This window comes from Leptolyngbya sp. PL-A3 (genome assembly GCF_039962325.1).
GTDB lineage: Bacteria > Cyanobacteriota > Cyanobacteriia > Elainellales > Elainellaceae > Vacuolonema.
The window spans coordinates 25,714-41,158 of sequence record NZ_JAMPLB010000042.1 but is presented as its reverse complement, the minus strand read 5'-3'; the positions used below and the strand labels follow the sequence as shown (position 1 = coordinate 41,158).

The 15,445-nt window shown below is 52.6% G+C and carries 12 protein-coding genes; 5 read left to right on the top strand and 7 right to left on the bottom strand.

The annotated features are described in order from the left end of the window. Positions 1-17: 17 nt before the first annotated feature. Both NDI52_RS24245 and cobO read left to right on the top strand, forming a co-directional pair. Entirely contained in the window at positions 18-215 is a 198-nt protein-coding gene (locus NDI52_RS24245; RefSeq protein WP_190775356.1) for a CopG family transcriptional regulator, read from the top strand. Positions 216-274: 59 nt separating this feature from the next. Continuing rightward, positions 275-958, top strand: a complete 684-nt coding sequence (gene cobO, locus NDI52_RS24240; RefSeq protein WP_190775339.1) for a cob(I)yrinic acid a,c-diamide adenosyltransferase — start codon at positions 275-277, stop codon at positions 956-958. A gap of 79 nt (positions 959-1,037) precedes the next feature. Here the strand turns inward: cobO and NDI52_RS24235 are convergent, their stop codons facing one another. The 5 genes from NDI52_RS24235 to NDI52_RS24215 all read right to left on the bottom strand — a co-directional run bounded on the left by NDI52_RS24235 (position 1,038) and on the right by NDI52_RS24215 (position 6,869). Beyond that, positions 1,038-2,300 (bottom strand): SufS family cysteine desulfurase, encoded by a 1,263-nt coding sequence (locus NDI52_RS24235; protein ID WP_190775338.1) that lies wholly within the window; start codon positions 2,298-2,300, stop codon positions 1,038-1,040. A 31-nt stretch (positions 2,301-2,331) separates the two neighbouring features. Next, positions 2,332-3,681: a Fe-S cluster assembly protein SufD gene (sufD, locus tag NDI52_RS24230; protein WP_190775337.1), complete on the bottom strand. Its 1,350-nt coding sequence runs from the start codon at positions 3,679-3,681 to the stop codon at positions 2,332-2,334. A gap of 56 nt (positions 3,682-3,737) precedes the next feature. Continuing rightward, positions 3,738-4,520 carry a Fe-S cluster assembly ATPase SufC gene (sufC, locus tag NDI52_RS24225; RefSeq protein ID WP_190775336.1) on the bottom strand — a complete coding sequence of 261 codons (783 nt, stop codon included), beginning with the start codon at positions 4,518-4,520 and terminating at the stop codon, positions 3,738-3,740. Between the two features lie 406 nt (positions 4,521-4,926). Beyond that, positions 4,927-6,363, bottom strand: coding sequence for a Fe-S cluster assembly protein SufB (sufB, locus tag NDI52_RS24220; RefSeq protein WP_190775335.1), 1,437 nt, complete (start codon positions 6,361-6,363; stop codon positions 4,927-4,929). 143 nt (positions 6,364-6,506) lie between these two features. Next, complete coding sequence (locus tag NDI52_RS24215; protein ID WP_190775334.1) at positions 6,507-6,869, bottom strand: ferredoxin-thioredoxin reductase catalytic domain-containing protein; 363 nt, start codon at positions 6,867-6,869, stop codon at positions 6,507-6,509. A gap of 160 nt (positions 6,870-7,029) precedes the next feature. Between NDI52_RS24215 and sufR the strand changes: the two genes are divergently transcribed. Then, on the top strand, positions 7,030-7,686 hold the full coding sequence (gene sufR / locus NDI52_RS24210) for an iron-sulfur cluster biosynthesis transcriptional regulator SufR (protein ID WP_190775333.1): 657 nt from the start codon (positions 7,030-7,032) through the stop codon (positions 7,684-7,686). Between the two features lie 116 nt (positions 7,687-7,802). Beyond that, positions 7,803-8,201: a hypothetical protein gene (locus NDI52_RS24205; protein ID WP_190775332.1), complete on the top strand. Its 399-nt coding sequence runs from the start codon at positions 7,803-7,805 to the stop codon at positions 8,199-8,201. Positions 8,202-8,622: 421 nt separating this feature from the next. Here the strand turns inward: NDI52_RS24205 and NDI52_RS24200 are convergent, their stop codons facing one another. Then, the gene (locus NDI52_RS24200) at positions 8,623-12,069 is read right to left on the bottom strand and encodes a GAF domain-containing protein (RefSeq protein WP_190775331.1); all 3,447 of its coding nucleotides are present in this window, start codon (positions 12,067-12,069) and stop codon (positions 8,623-8,625) included. A 34-nt stretch (positions 12,070-12,103) separates the two neighbouring features. Beyond that, complete coding sequence (locus tag NDI52_RS24195) at positions 12,104-13,960, bottom strand: AAA-like domain-containing protein (RefSeq protein WP_190775330.1); 1,857 nt, start codon at positions 13,958-13,960, stop codon at positions 12,104-12,106. Positions 13,961-14,580: 620 nt separating this feature from the next. On the opposite strand from NDI52_RS24195, the gene NDI52_RS24190 reads away from it, so the two are divergent. Beyond that, entirely contained in the window at positions 14,581-15,444 is an 864-nt protein-coding gene (locus NDI52_RS24190) for a metal-dependent phosphohydrolase (protein WP_190775329.1), read from the top strand. The last annotated feature ends 1 nt before the right edge of the window (position 15,445 follow it).

The following is a 15,445-nucleotide window of genomic DNA, read 5'->3' as shown; positions in this document are numbered from 1 at the left end:
GTGAAAGTAGCATCATCATGGGCGGAAAAACAGATTTGGAGCGGGTTGTAGCCTACGTTCCTGCCGAGTGGAAGGAAGAACTGGAGGCATGGGCCGAAGCAGAGGAGCGATCGGTTTCCTGGTTGGTATCGAAGCTGATTGATCGCGCTTTGCAAGAACGGCGTCCGATAACCCAGACCGTTCAACAAGCCTCAGAGGTTGCGAGTGTCCCGTGAGGAAAACTTCCCAGAGTTCTTGATACTCTGGTAGGAGTCAATGATTGGAGACTCAGGCTATGACTGCATCTGTTCCCGGTGCTGATGACGAAGCTGTACGGTTGAATGAGGAGGCGATCGCCCTCACCGACGAGCAGTACAAGCGCAAGATGGCTCGCCGCAAGGAAGTACAGCAGCAGCGTTTAGCAGAACGCACTCTGGAGAAGGGGTTGATCGTCGTCAACACCGGCAACGGCAAGGGCAAAACCACTGCTGCTCTGGGAATGGTGTTGCGCTCTCTCGGTCATGGTTATCGAGTGGCGATCGTGCAGTTCATCAAAGGAGCCTGGGAACCTGCGGAGAAGACGGTTCTGGCTCCCTGGACGGAGAGCCGAGATGGACAGTCTGCCCAGCTGGAGTTTTACGCCATGGGTGAAGGCTTCACCTGGGAAACTCAGGATCGGGAGCGGGATATTCAGAAGGCAGAGGAGGCGTGGGAGCGGGCGATCGCTCTTATCCGTAACCCCGATTACCGCCTAATCCTGCTGGATGAAATCAACATTGCCCTGAAAATGGGCTACCTCAGCGTTGATGCCGTTTTGGCAGGCTTGGCCGAGAAGCCCGAGATGACCCACGTAATCCTGACCGGACGAGGAGCCCCTGCTGCTTTAATTGAGCAAGCGGATCTGGTGACCGAAATGACGCTCGTAAAGCATCCTTTCAGAGAGCAAGGCGTGAAAGCTCAGCCAGGGATTGAGTTTTAGGTTAGGCGATTGTTACTTACTCAAGAAGAAAAGCCCCCTGTGTTTGAGAACATAGGGGGCTTTTCTCCATATTCAGAGCTTATCCAAAGATGCTGCCGAAGAACTCGATCGCCTCTTTCAGTGCCTTGATAAACACGTCAACCTCTTCCTTTGTGTTGTAGAAGTAGAGGCTGGCCCGTGCGGTGGATTGGGCCTTGATGTAACGGTGCAGGGGTTGGGTGCAGTGATGCCCTGCCCGAATCGCAATCCCCGCCTGATCGAGGATGGTGGAAAGGTCGTGGGGATGCACGGCACCTGTGGTGAATGAGGCCAGAGCAGCCCGATTGCTGGCATCCTCATTGGGTTGAGGACCGTAGATGGTGACTTCGGGAAGCTGGTTCAGTTGCTCAAACAGGTACAGAGTGAGTTCCTGCTCGTAAGCGTGGATTTTGTCTATGCCGATGTTGGTGAGGTAATCAACGGCTGCACCGAGGGCGATCGCCTCTCCAATGGCTGGAGTTCCCGCCTCAAATTTGTGAGGCAGATCCGCATAGGTAGAGTGATCGAGGAACACGTCCGCAATCATCTCACCGCCACCCAGGAACGGTGGCATAGCCCGCAGCAAATCTCGCTTGCCGTAGAGGAAGCCAATGCCCGTGGTCGCACACATCTTGTGACCTGAGCCCACCAGCCAATCGCAATCCATATCCTGCACATCTACGGGCATGTGGGGAAGGCTCTGGCAGGCATCGATGAGTACCTTAGCGCCAACCCCGTGAGCCAGGGCCGTAATTTCTTTCGCCGGGTTGATACAACCCAGAGTGTTGGATACATGCACCACCGATACCAGCTTGGTCTTGTCCGATAGCAGCGACTTGTACTGCTCCAGATCAAACTCCTGGGTGTCGGTCAACTCGACAAACTTGAGCACTGCTCCCGTCTTCTGCGCCACAAACTGCCAGGGAATCAGGTTGCTGTGGTGCTCCATAACCGTCAGGATGATTTCATCCCCGGCTTGCAGTGTCGTCATGCCCCAAGAGTAAGCCACCAGGTTAATGGCTTCGCTGGCATTGCGGGTGTAGATGATCTCTTCCCGATAGTTGGCGTTGACGAAAGCGGCAACTTTATCTCGGGCTCCCTCATAAGCTTCGGTCGCGCGGGAACTCAGAGTATGAACACCCCGATGGACGTTGGCGTTGTCGTACTCATAGTAAGAGCGCACCGCATCCAGCACTGCCTTGGGCTTTTGTGAGGTGGCAGCGTTATCCAGGTAAACCAGCGGCTTGCCATGGATTTCCTGATGCAGAATCGGGAAGTCTTGGCGAACCAGAGATGCCAGGGTACGAGCTTGAGCGAGTGTCATGGTAGGGATGGGTGATGAGAGGGTGGAGGGATTAGCGGGCGATTCCCTTAGGAGCGGTAGAGCCGAGCGCCAACTGCCGCAGCAATCGCTGCTTCAGCGACTCCGATGGAACCGTATCGAGGATTTCGTAAGCAAAGGCGTAGATCAACAGGTTCCGGGCGCTGGCCGCATCAATACCGCGACTTTGCAGGTAAAACACCTCATCGGAATCCAGCTGACCCACTGTTGCGCCGTGGGTGCACTTCACGTTGTCGGCCACGATTTCGAGCTGTGGCTTCGTATCGACGCGGGCTTTCGAAGATAGCAGCAGGTTTCGGTTCAGCTGCCCCGCATCCGTCATCTGCGCCTTCTGGGACACAAATACCTTTCCATTGAAAATAGCATGGGCGCGGTCATCCACAATGGTTTTGTGGAGCTGGCGGGTGTGGGCGTGGGGTTGAGTGAGGGCGATCGCACTATGGGTATCTCCCACCTGTTCACCCCGAATGAAGGTCAGTCCATTCAGAATCGTCTCGGTCTGCTCTCCCGTCTGATAGATCTCCAAGTGGTGCCGGGAAAGCAGGCTACCAAAATCAATAGATTGATTTACATAGCGAGAGGTACGAGCCTGAGACACAGCGGTTTTGCCCACGTGATAGGCCGTGGTAGCCTGCCCCTGAACCCGAGTGTGGTTCACCTGAGCATTCTCGTCGAGGTAAATTTCTAGAACACTGTTGGTCAAGGAAGCACTGGTTCCTAAGGTGATGTGCTCTTCAATCAGCGTTACGGCGCTGTTTGGCTCGGCTACGACTAGACCACGAGGCTGGGCAATTACCGGCTGTTCCCCAATGGTCACAAACAACAGGTGAATAGGAGTCTCGACCACCTGATTTTTGGGAACGTAAACCACGGCTGCATCACTCAGTCCAGCGGTGTTCAGGGCGGTGAAGACTTCCTCAGTGCCGGGTTGTTGGCCCAGGCGGGAAAAGATCCGCTCCTGAATGGCATCGGGAACAGAGGTCAGGTTGCCAACGAAAACGCCAGGGGAAAGCTCAGAAATGGCAGACAATGCGGGAAAAAACTGCCCATTCACAAAGACTAGACGATTTGCAGCGTCGGACAGGTGGTAGTCGTCTAGCGAATCAATCTGGATGCTACTGATTGATCCTAGCGTGATCTCCAGGAGGGAAGAAAGGTCGGTGAACCGCCATTCTTCGTCGCGGGTAGTGGGGAAAGCCCGCTCTTTGACGAGGGTAGCCGCACGTTCCCGCAACTCACCCAAGCCTTCCACAAGGGGTTGATTGGCTTGAGATAGCTCTAGCAACCGGCCCAAATAGGCTTCCCGCTTCTCCGCTGATCTGAAGCGTCCCCCATCGATTTCTGGTGATACTTGAATCGTCATCACGGCTTCCTTTCCCTCTGATTCCTACCTGCGTCTCCCGTGGTTGTGCGATCGCCCTAAACTGCTGCTGCGGTATCCGCCGTCAGCCAGTCATACCCGCGCTCTTCCAACTCCAGCGCCAATTCCTTGCCGCCCGTGCGGATAATGCGACCGTTGGCCATCACATGCACATAATCCGGCACGATGTAATTCAGCAAACGCTGATAGTGGGTGATCACCAACAAAGCGTTGTTCTCGTTGGATAAGGTGTTTACGCCTTCAGCAACGATTTTCAGTGCGTCAATGTCCAGACCAGAATCCGTCTCGTCCAGAATTGCCAAGCGTGGCTCCAGCAGAGCCATTTGCAAAATCTCGTTGCGTTTCTTCTCACCACCAGAAAAACCTTCGTTAACGCTACGGTTCAAGAAAGAGGGATCCATTTTCACGACGCCCAACTTCTCGCGTACCAGTTCGTCAAAGTCAAAGGCATCCAGTTCTTCTTCTCCGGCTTGCTTGCGCTTAGCGTTGTAGGCGACACGCAAGAAGTCAAGGTTGCTGACACCGGGGATTTCTAGAGGGTACTGGAAGGCGAGGAAGATGCCCTGGCGCGATCGCTCTTCCGCTTCCAACTCAAACAGGTCTTCGCCCAGATAGCTGACAGAACCCCCAGTTACTTCATAATCCGGATGCCCTGCCAGTACTTTTGACAGCGTGCTCTTACCGGAGCCGTTCAGGCCCATAATGGCGTGGATTTCTCCAGCCCGTACTTCCAGATTGACGCCTTTGAGAATGGAATTACCATCCACCTCCGCAGTCAAATCCTTAACGGAAAGAATTACATCACTGTTCTCGCGAATCACGGTTAGAGTCCTCTGGCAAATACTTGGAGTAACATCAATTCATCAACAGAAACGGCGAACAGCCTAAGGTATTTCTGCAATTTTTTTAAGAATTTGAAGAACTTGATATAGCTCATTCCCCAAATTTCACGTGGCAAATTCACAGGAAATTGCATACTGTTGAGTACGATCTTTGACGATCTTGACGAACATAACTGTAATGCTCGTCATTACCATATCGGAGCAAGGACAATTGAGATGTGAGTTTGCCAACATTCAGGCAACAATAATTTCCGGTGTCGGGAAAAGCAGAGAGTGCAGACACTTGCCTGGGGGAGGAATCTAGGTCTGCGGCAGGCTGTAAACCAAACAGCTGCCGCAGATCCCGTAACGTCACATGACTAACCAGGAGCGTCTGCATCTGAAGTTACCCAACGCTGCCTTCTAGCTTTAGCGCCAGGAGGCGATCGGCTTCTACCGCAAACTCCATCGGCAACTGGCTGAACACGTCCTTACAGAAGCCGCTGATCATCATCGAGATCGCATCTTCCATAGCAATGCCGCGCTGTTGGAAGTAGAACAACTGGTCTTCCCCGATCTTGGAAGTTGATGCTTCGTGCTCAACCCGACCGCTGCTGTTCTGCACCTGAATGTAAGGGAAGGTGTTGGCTCCTGCGGTATCCCCAATCAGCATGGAGTCGCACTGGGAGTAGTTGCGAGCATTGTCGGCCTGAGGACCGATTTTGACCAGACCGCGATAGCTATTCTTCGAACGGCCAGCCGAGATCCCCTTGGAGATAATGGTGCTGCGGGTATTCTTGCCGATGTGCACCATCTTGGTGCCCGTGTCGGCCTGCTGCATATTGTTGGTCAATGCTACCGAGTAGAACTCACCCACGGAGTTGTCGCCTACCAGTACACAGCTGGGATACTTCCAGGTGATAGCGGAACCCGTCTCTACCTGCGTCCAGGAGATTTTGGAGTTGACCCCCTTGCACAGACCTCGCTTGGTGACGAAGTTGTAGATACCGCCTTTGCCGTTCTCGTCTCCGGCGTACCAGTTCTGAACGGTGGAGTATTTGATTTCGGCGTTGTCGAGGGCGACCAGTTCCACTACAGCGGCATGGAGCTGATTGGTGTCGAACATAGGGGCGGTGCAGCCTTCCAGGTAGGTGACGGAGCTGCCTTCTTCGGCCACAATCAGCGTGCGCTCAAACTGTCCCGACTCGCCGTTGTTGATGCGGAAGTAGGTGGACAGGTCCATTGGGCACTTGGTGTTTTTGGGAATGTAGACGAAGGAACCGTCTGTAAACACCGCTGAGTTGAGGGCTGCGAAGTAGTTGTCGGCTACAGGTACGACGCTGCCCAGGTACTTCTGAACCAGGTCAGGATACTCCTGCAACGCCTCGGAGATGGAGCAGAAAATAACGCCTTGCTCCGCCAGCTTTTCGCGGAAGGTGGTGGCGACGGAGACGCTGTCAAAGATAGCGTCTACGGCCACGTTGGATAGCCGCTTTTGCTCGGAGAGGGGAATGCCCAGCTTCTCAAAGGTTTCGAGCAGGGTGGGGTCGACTTCCTCCAGGCTGTTCAGCTTCTCCTTCTTCTTAGGAGCGGAGTAGTAGATGATTTTCTGGTAGTCGATTTTTGGGTAGCCCACTTCTGCCCAGTTTGGCTCGGCCATCTTCAACCATTGGCGGTAGGCTTTAAGCCGGAACTCCAGCATAAATTCGGGTTCGTTTTTCTTGGCCGAAATCAGCCGAATGACATCCTCACTGAGGCCAGCAGGAATGACATCGGACTCGATGTCAGTAACGAAGCCGTACTTGTAGGGTTGATTGACGAGGGTTTTGACTGATGCCGTCATGGATTCTCTCTCAACAGATTAGGCACGTAATGGATGGAAAAGTGTTCCAGTTCCGTCGGGCTACCCCAGATGCGACCTAGAAAATGTCTCTCGCTGAAAGTGTTATTTTCGCGCTTCACGCAAAATAACTTGTAAGACAGACCCTAGTACTGGGCGGTAATGGTGCGAATTTCGTCGAAGGTGATTTCTTGCTTGTCGCCCGCGAAGTCGTTGTCCTCGGTGAGGAACAGCATGCAGTGGCACTCTTTGCGCTCACGCATAGGAACGCAGGGGCAGTTCCAGTAAGCAGCGGCGGCCTCGGCCTCTTTGTCTTCGTAGTGGCGACAGGGGCAGAGGGGTGCGCCCAATTCATCCTTATGCTTGGCCAGCCCTTCGATCACAACGGCGGTAACGCCCGGATCGACGCAGAAGAAGGTGCCTGTCCGCTTGGCATACTGCTCAGAGAAATGCCGCATAGCTTCGAGGCTTTTATCGGTAGCTTGGGTGGTGTTCGTTTCGGTGCTCATTGGGGATCGGGCGACAGAACCGTCAATAACTTCTATAATTAAAACAACTTGCTCGTTGCTTAACTCAATTGTAGGCTAATTTAGCAACAAAACAGTTGTCAAAGTATTTTTTTGGCTGATTGTTTTTGCCGCCTTTCCTGGACAGGTCTCTGGTAAGACGATGACAGCGACGCAACACCCTTCCACAAAGCAAGACATTCTTCACTACTTGGCCAAGCAGGGCCAGGCCAGTTCTCAAGAGCTTGCTGAGCATTTTGACATTAGCCCTCAAGCCGTACGTCGTCATCTGAAAGACCTGACCGAGGAGGAGTTGGTGGAGCACCATGCGGTTCAGGTTGGCATGGGGCGGCCCAACTATGTGTATCAGCTGAGTAAGAAGGGGCGCGATCGCCTCCCTGACCAATACGACAACTTTGCTCTGTCTTTACTGGATACTCTTGCCGAGACGGTCGGTAAGGACCAGATGAAGGATATCCTCCGTAAGCAGTGGGAGCGTAAGGCTCAGGAATATCAGCAACTCGTGGGTACAGGCTCTTTACAGGAGCGGGTAGCGAAGCTGGTAGATCTGCGGCGAGCTGAGGGGTATATGGCGGAGTGGCATCGAGTTGAGCCAGAGAATCTAGAGAATCTGCCAGCTCCAGCTTTTATCGTGACGGAATACAACTGCGCAATTTCCCAAATTGCGGAGTCGTTTCCCAGCGTTTGCGGTCATGAGCTGGAGATGTTTCAGATTGCGCTGCAGGGGTGTAAGGTTGAGCGGACTCACTGGTTGGCAAATGGTGAGCATCGTTGTGGATATTTGATTCAAGAAAAATAGAAAAAATTCTGTGGGAGGGAGGTGGATTATATCTACCTCCCTCCCACAGAATTATGGGTTTAATCTGAAGCGCTACACTGATCTCGTCTGGAACGTTATTTTGTGGGGAACGAAGTATGGATGCTCAACCAGCGGCTCCAGAGTTTTTGACGACTGAGGAGTGTTTGGAGATTGACCAGTCGTTGTTGCCGTCGCGCGATCGCTTTTCGGCTCGGGTGGCGGTGTATGCGTTGCGGTCCCTAAAGCAGGTGGCGCAGGAGGAGGGGATGGCGATCGCGGATCTCAATGCTCAGCAGATTGGGGCTTGGATTAGCCGAGATCCTAATTTAGACCCGGAGAAGGGGTTTGATAGCAATTTCAAGGGGTTCTTTTTGCAATTGGTGATGGCGTCGTTGCGGCCTTTGCGGTTGATGGCGCAGGAGTTTAATACGGATATTGAGTCGTTGACGATTCAGCAGGTGTTGGCTTGGTTTGAGAAGGAAGCGAAGAGCCGAATTGAGGCGGGTGAGTCTTAGGCGATCGCAAACGAGCGTTTTGGGCGTGGTTTGCACGACCAAAACGCTCTAAAGCCTAAGGAAAGGAGCGTAATGCGCCTCTTTCCTTGGGCTTTGGAGTACCTTTGATGCGGAAGCTTGAGGGTGTTGGTGTTTGAAGATTGTGATGAATAGCGAAAACCCTGCTTGGAGGCGCGTCGCCCTCCAAACCTCCCGACTGGGGGACGGGCGTCCCTCCCCCAGACCCCCTAGACAAGGAGGTTTTGCAGGGGTGGTGTTGGGCCGCTTCGCATCTGTGGGGTTTGAATCAGGTTTGGGTGGGGTTATAGTGATGTGCTCGATCTCTCCTCTCTTGGGAAAGGGCTGGGGGTGTGGGTTTGAGGGCGATCGCTAGAACCGGTAGCTTGGGTATACACAGGAGCCTAATGGGAGCGGAGGTCGGTTATATGGAGGAAGTGTTGCGGTTATAGCGTAGGGCTTCTTCCTGGCGTTTGACGGCGGCTAGGAGTTCTGCGTTTTGCAGGATGACTCCGGCCTGGTTGTTGAAGATTTCCATGTACTTCTGGTCGCTTTGGGTGAAGCTGATTTGATAGCAGTCGGGTACGGGTTGGCTATAGCTTAGGGGAGTTTCATCAAATTCGCCGGGGCGACGTTTATTGATCAGTTGGGTGACGCCGATGAGTTCGCCGTCAGGGTTGAGGACGGGCATGCAGAGAAGGCTGCAGGTGCGGTAACCGGTGCGGTGATCAGTTTCTTGTGATTTGGCGGAATTAGGGTCGTCGTAGAGGTCAAAGGGGATGTTGATAGGTTTGCCGGTTTCGGCAACCTTTCCGGCGTAGCCTTCTCCAACGCGGATACGAATTTCATGAAGGGTGCCGTCTCCGAAGGGGATTTTTGTCCAGAGTTCATGGGCGTCGCGATCGCGTACCCAAAGCGTGCTGCGATCGGCATTCATCAGCTCTTTTGCAGCGTCCATAACGCGTTGCACAATATCTTCGGGTTCTAAGCTGCCCTGGCTGACGGAGCGGGTGGCGGCCATGAGGGTGGCGGCGACACGTCGGCCTCGGGCGGTTTTGTGGTAGGAGAAGAAGCTTTCCAGGATCATGCGGATCATGGGGGCGTTGGCGAAGAATTGGTCTTCGTCGGCCTGACTGAAGCCTTGGCGATCGATTTTGTTTTCTAAGGAAGCGGTGGGATCGGGGGTGAATTTGAGTTTGTTGAGCAGTTGAATAACTGCGATGAGGTCGCCCTGCTCGTTGAACATGGGGATGGCGAGCATGGTGTAGGTGCGGTAGCGATTGCGCTTGTCCTGCTCTTTGGCGGTGGCGGAGCGGGGGTCGTCGTAGAAGTCGTAGCCGATGTTGATCACTTGTTGGGAGCGGGCAACTTCACCAACGATGCCTTTCTGGGCAGGAACGCGAATTTCCAGGGAGCGATCGCTCCCATCCGACTCCGCTACAATTGACCAAAACTCCTGCCGCTCCTCATCCAGGAGAAAGATAGTGGTGCGATCGGCTCGGAGGGAGCGGCCAATTTTCAGCGTGATCGATCGCAATGTAGTGTCGAGGATGTCATCGAAGCCCTGGTTATCCATCACCTGATTTAACAGAGTGAGGGTTTGCGTCACGATGTTGTGGGGCTGGTTTTGGCTCTGTTCTCTAATTTCGGCAAATTTCTTGGCATTTTGCAGGGCGACGCCGACCTGGGCGTTGAAGATTTGCATGTACTTCTGGCTGTTGGTGTCAAAGCTGGCATTAAAGCACTCTGGGGCTTCGGGCCAATCGGCGGGGTCATAGTCGGGATAATCGCCATGCTTGCGTTTGTTGACGAGTTGGGTGACGCCTAACAGGTCGCCATCGGGGCTCCAGACAGGCATACAGAGCAAACTACAGGTGCGATAGCCCGTCTTTTGATCGGTGAGTTTTGAGGTTTCGGAATCGGGGTGATCGTAGAGATCAAAGGGAATGTTTAGCGGCTCTTTTGTTTTGGCCACCATCCCCGCAAAACCCTGCCCCACACCAATGCGGACTTCTCTTTCTGTGCCATCCTCAAACAAAATTTTTGTCCACAACTCGTTATTGGATGGATCCAGAAGCCAGAGGGTGGTGCGATCGGCGTTCATCAGCTTTTTGGCCGCCTCCATAACCCGGCGAATAATCTCATCGGAATCGAGGCTGCTCTGGGAGATAGAGCGGGTGGCTTCGGTTAGGGCTTCGGATGCTTGCAAGCGTTGGGTGAGCTTGTAACACTCCTGGCAGCGGGCCAGAATATTGAGAATGGCCGGGGCATATTCCTCCAGTTGCTTTTCGTCGGCTTTGGTGAACCCTTGAGGGTTAACCCGTTCCCTTAGAGGCGCTTCGGGATAGGTGAAGCGCTTTAATTTATTCACCAACTGCAAGACAGCGAAGAGATTTTTGCGATCGCTCGACAACGGAAACAAAAAATTGCTGTGTACCTGATAGCTCCCGTCTGCTACCTGGGCTTCCTTGCGATCGCCCCACTCACTGTCGAACTGGAAGGAACCCTTGACCATGTTGCGAAAATACGTAACCTGTCCTTCGTTTCCTTTGTTGGCAATGACCTGAATTTCGGGTTCATCACTCCGTTCATACCAGGCGATGATTGACCAGATATCATTCTTCTCCTCATCAATGAAGAAGATAGTGGTGCGATCGACGCTCAGCAGTTCTCCTAAACGGAGGGTAATGGAGCCGAGAATTTGGTGGAGGACTTCGGCAAAATCCTTCCCTTCCATGACATTCAGCATAGAAAGCAGTTTCTTCTCCTGGTCAGCGACCACTTCCATAAAGTCAGCTTTCAGATCAATCAGCGCTTTATGAACCCAGGCTTGATTAAAAACTGCGGCATAAATCCGGTTTGAAATTTCCAGTTTGCCACCGTGTTTTACCACCAGGCCCGACAGCCGCAAATCCATCTGCTCAGATGTGTCAGAGGCTTCGATCTCGCCCCGGTTGAGGATTTGCTGATAGGTGTCGAGAAGGCCACGATGGCGTTGGCTAATGCGGAGGAGGCGATCGCGAATGCTCTTTAAGTGGGGCGGTTCATCCTTCGCTTCCCAGTTGTCGATCAGTCGGCTTTGCACCAGTTGCTGCACCCAATCAGCTTCTTTCCCGGCTGGAATAAATTCCTCAGAGGATGCAATTAGTTGACACAGTCGTTGTGTTAGAAAAGGTTGCCCCGCAGTCCAATCCAAAATAGCTTCGAGTACCGCGTGGGGGTTACTTGACTTGGGTTCCAGGCCCCAAGTTAGGGGTTCTGCTTCGGAGAGTTGGAACCCGTGGAGTTCGATCGCTCGGCCAATATTGAAGGGGATGTGGTGCTTGTCTTGAATTAAATCGGAGGGGCTGGCAACGCCTAAGAGAGCGAAGGTGAGGCGATCGTACTCACTACAACTGCGAATAAACGAAAAAAAGTCATCCGTTCGAAAATTGAGGCTGAGCATGCTGTCAATTTCGTCGATAAAGATAACGATTTTGCCGGATACACATTCCAGCAAAACCTCCTCAATAAACTCGCTTAGCTGCTGTAAGGGGGGCAAAAATTCCCGTTCGTGCAACCAGCTTTTCAAGTCCAATGGCAAGCGCAAAGCTCTGACCAGGCCGCGCATCAGTCCGGCATACCACTGCTCAGCCGTAATATCCTGGCTGCCAATGCGGGTTAAATCGAGCGCCACTCCCACAATTCCCTCGGCTTGCAACTGATGCATCGCCCGTACCCGCAGGCTGCTTTTGCCCATTTGCCGGGAATTTAAGACATAGCAAAATTCCCCGGATTTTAGGCCCTCATAGAGGTCATGGTCAGCCTGTCGAACCACATAGCTGGGTGCATTGACCGGTAAATGCCCACCAACCTTATAGGTGTAATACATAGGATGTTAAAAGTGACGAGGAAGCGAACAGGAATTAATTGAGGATGCGATCGCGAAAATATCGCTGATATAACTGAAAACGGGAGATTACTTCATTGCCCATTAATTCCACCAAGCCCAGGCTATGTAATTTGAATGCCAGCATGGATGCTAACTCTACAGGCTCATCCGTCGTCACCACCCGTTGAAAGGCTGTTGCTAAGTCTGGATGATTCTGTAAGTTCCACAAATGCCGTCGCAGGTGATCGCCATAGACGCCCGCTTCTGTAGGAGCCGTTTCGAGCAGTTTGTCCAGGGTGAGTTGTTGCTGGGCAATGTGGTAGAGGGCCACCCGCACGAGATAGGGATGCCCTCCCACCATCTGCATCAGCTGCTCAACCTCCCGAGACGACCAATTCAGTCCATGCCGCAAACTCAAGTCGTGCACCTGAGCTGCGCTAAATTCTGATAACTCAATCGGCAACCCTACATTAAAGGGCGATTGGTTCACGTCTAACGGAATGTAGACTTCTGTGGAATGCACTACTATTAGCCGTAACTTTTCCCAGAGCTGGCTATCACTGCTGCCGTAGCCCGCTTCCTCATACCAGGCCCGCAATAGCCCAAAGAAGTCGTCAGCAATCTTGGGATATTGAAATACTCGATCCACTTCATCGAGCGCCAGCACTAGCGGGGTTTCGATTTCGGACAGCAAACAATCCTCAAAGTAAGCGGTGCAGTTGTCTTTGCTGCCGTAGGTGTCTGACCAGACATGCTCGACGCTATAGGGCAGGTGCAAACGCCGCGCGATTCGGCCACAAAACCATTGCAGCAGGTGATTGAGGTTCTCAAAGACGGCTTTATCGGCGTGCTGAAAACTGAGGGGAACGGTGAGCAACCCTCGCTCTCGCGATCGCTCCAAAATACGCGACATGAGAGAGGTCTTGCCCATCTGCCGGGGGGCTTTAATCCGAATCAGTGTGCCAGGCTCCATGATTTCGCGGTAGCACTGGGCTTCGTAGGGCGATCGCTCCACATAAAACGGCGAGTCTAACCGTACCTGCCCTTGGGGAACTTCGGGGTCAGCGACAGGGTAGGGGGGTAAGGGGGCCGGGGAGTAGGGGAGCGGTGGGGGAGGGGAGCAAGAGGGAGCGGGGAGCAGGTGTGAACTGTTGGTTGAATCGCTGCCCAAGGTTGTGAGAATGTCTTTGATGATGAAGTGGGTGTCTTGGGGGGAACGCCAGGACCATTGATGGGCGGTGCTCAGGTAGTTTTGTAGTTCGACATTGAGAGGCATGTTGGGAGGGCAGTTGATCTGAATGGCGAGAACAGTGGGGATTTGGTTGCCCTGGAGTTCCTGCAACTCTTTGACCCGCCGCAGTTCTTCGAGAACCATTTCGCTGAAAACAGCTTGAGGTGAGAGTAACACCAGAAAATAGTGGCAGCGGGACAGATGGGTATTGAGACGGGTGAGCCAGTCTTTAGCTGAATCCGCGGGTGGATCAGGGTTGAGGAAGACGGAGTAGCCTTCGGCGGCGATCGCCTCTTTTAAGGCTTGAGCCAACTGAATATCGGGCTTTTGATGCTGATAGCTGATGAAAACTCGCTGTTCTGAAGGAATTGGAATGGCTGGACTACCTTCAGTAACAGATGAGGTTTGACTGAAAGCGCGCTCTAACGCCCCCCGGAACATCTTTTTAGTCACCTTCTCTCCGAGAGCCGCAGATAATTTTTGCCAGAATTTGTAACCCACGTATTTCTCGACATATTCAGGATTACTGGGGTAGATTTCCTCATAGGTTTTCTGTTGCCAGGAACCAATGAAAATATCTCGTTCCAGATCACTCAAATGTTTGCCGGTCTGGTTAAAAATTAGGTTTTCAGTAAACTCTAAAGCAACGTTGACATCCATACATTTTCAGGAACATTCGCAGGTGAAATAGGGCTAGGGCCAATGACCGTAACCGAGGACTGGGTGATCAATTGCTGATTTTCTGGATTGGGGGCAGAATCCGTTGTTGTACTGAAAGTGACCTAATTGTAGGCCGGATGGATGTCACAACTTGAGATCCAGATCACAGGAAATACGGTTGATCTCCGTGTTCCTACAGGTCATAGCACTAATCCCAAAGGCGCAATACCATGATTTCCCAAGGATTCTCGCTGATAGCCGGGCTGAGAATTCATGAGGTTTTATGGGTTATTTTTACGACGCAGACACCCTGAGATACGGAAATTTATCAAGCTAGGAGAATGTTTGAAAAGCCCCGAAATGGCTTGATTTTGCGTATGCTTAGCGCATGCAAAACTAACTTTTCAAAGACGCTCTTATAATCCTGCCCCGCTCGTTGCACGGCGGTGCAGGATTTTGTTGCTAATTACGTTACAGAAAATGCTTGAGTCGCAATTTCCTGCCCAAATACTAAATTACAAGGGCAACCGCAAAAATTATGACTTTTTTTGGTGTTGTCTATATGAATTTTTGGAGATAGTGGAGGCGGTTCAGAACAGGCATTCTCAGAGGAGTAGGTAATGTTTGATATCACCGCCGTGATGATACAAAACTGCATCGATCGCTTGATTGAAGGCTATTACCACGTCTATGGCAGCTCCCATTCCCGTAACCTTTGTAGCCAGCACATAGATGTGCTTCAAAAGGTCGCGACCCTAACATTATCGACCCTGGCATTTAGCGATGCGCCCTACCACGACATCGAACACACCATTCTTGTCACCCTCGTTGGGCAAGACATTTTGCGCGGTAAACAGCGACTCGAAGGCAACGTAACCCCCGAAGATTGGTTGCATTTCATCGTGGGTTTGCTATGCCATGACATTGGCTATGTCAAAGGGGTTTGCCGCCTCGATCGCCGTCGTGAACGGCTCTTTGTTACGGGTAAAGATTGCAAATTTATTGCGTTGCCCATTGGCGCGACAGATGCCAGCCTCGCTCCTTATCATGTCGATCGCAGCCAGCAATTTGTTGATGAGCATTTGACAAGCCATCCGTCAGTCGAGGGCGATCGCATCAAAGACCACATCGAATTCACCCGCTTCCCAGTTCCAGCGGTTGCCCTCTATCAAGATACCCATCACTATCCTGGCTTAACCCGTGCTGCCGATTTGATTGGCCAGTTGAGCGACCCCCGTTATTTACAAAAACTGCCAACCCTCTTCTACGAGTTCCAGGAAATCGGCATGACCGAGCGCCTCGGCTACCGCCACCCGAGCGATATGCGAGCAGCCTATCCCTCCTTCTACCGCAACATTGTGCGCCCCCTCATTCAAGACGCCTTGCTCTACTTAGAAGCAACCCAAGACGGCCGCCAAACCATCCGAAACCTGAAAATGAACCTATACCGAGTGGAGTGCGATCGCCCCCTCCTAGCCGCCTAAA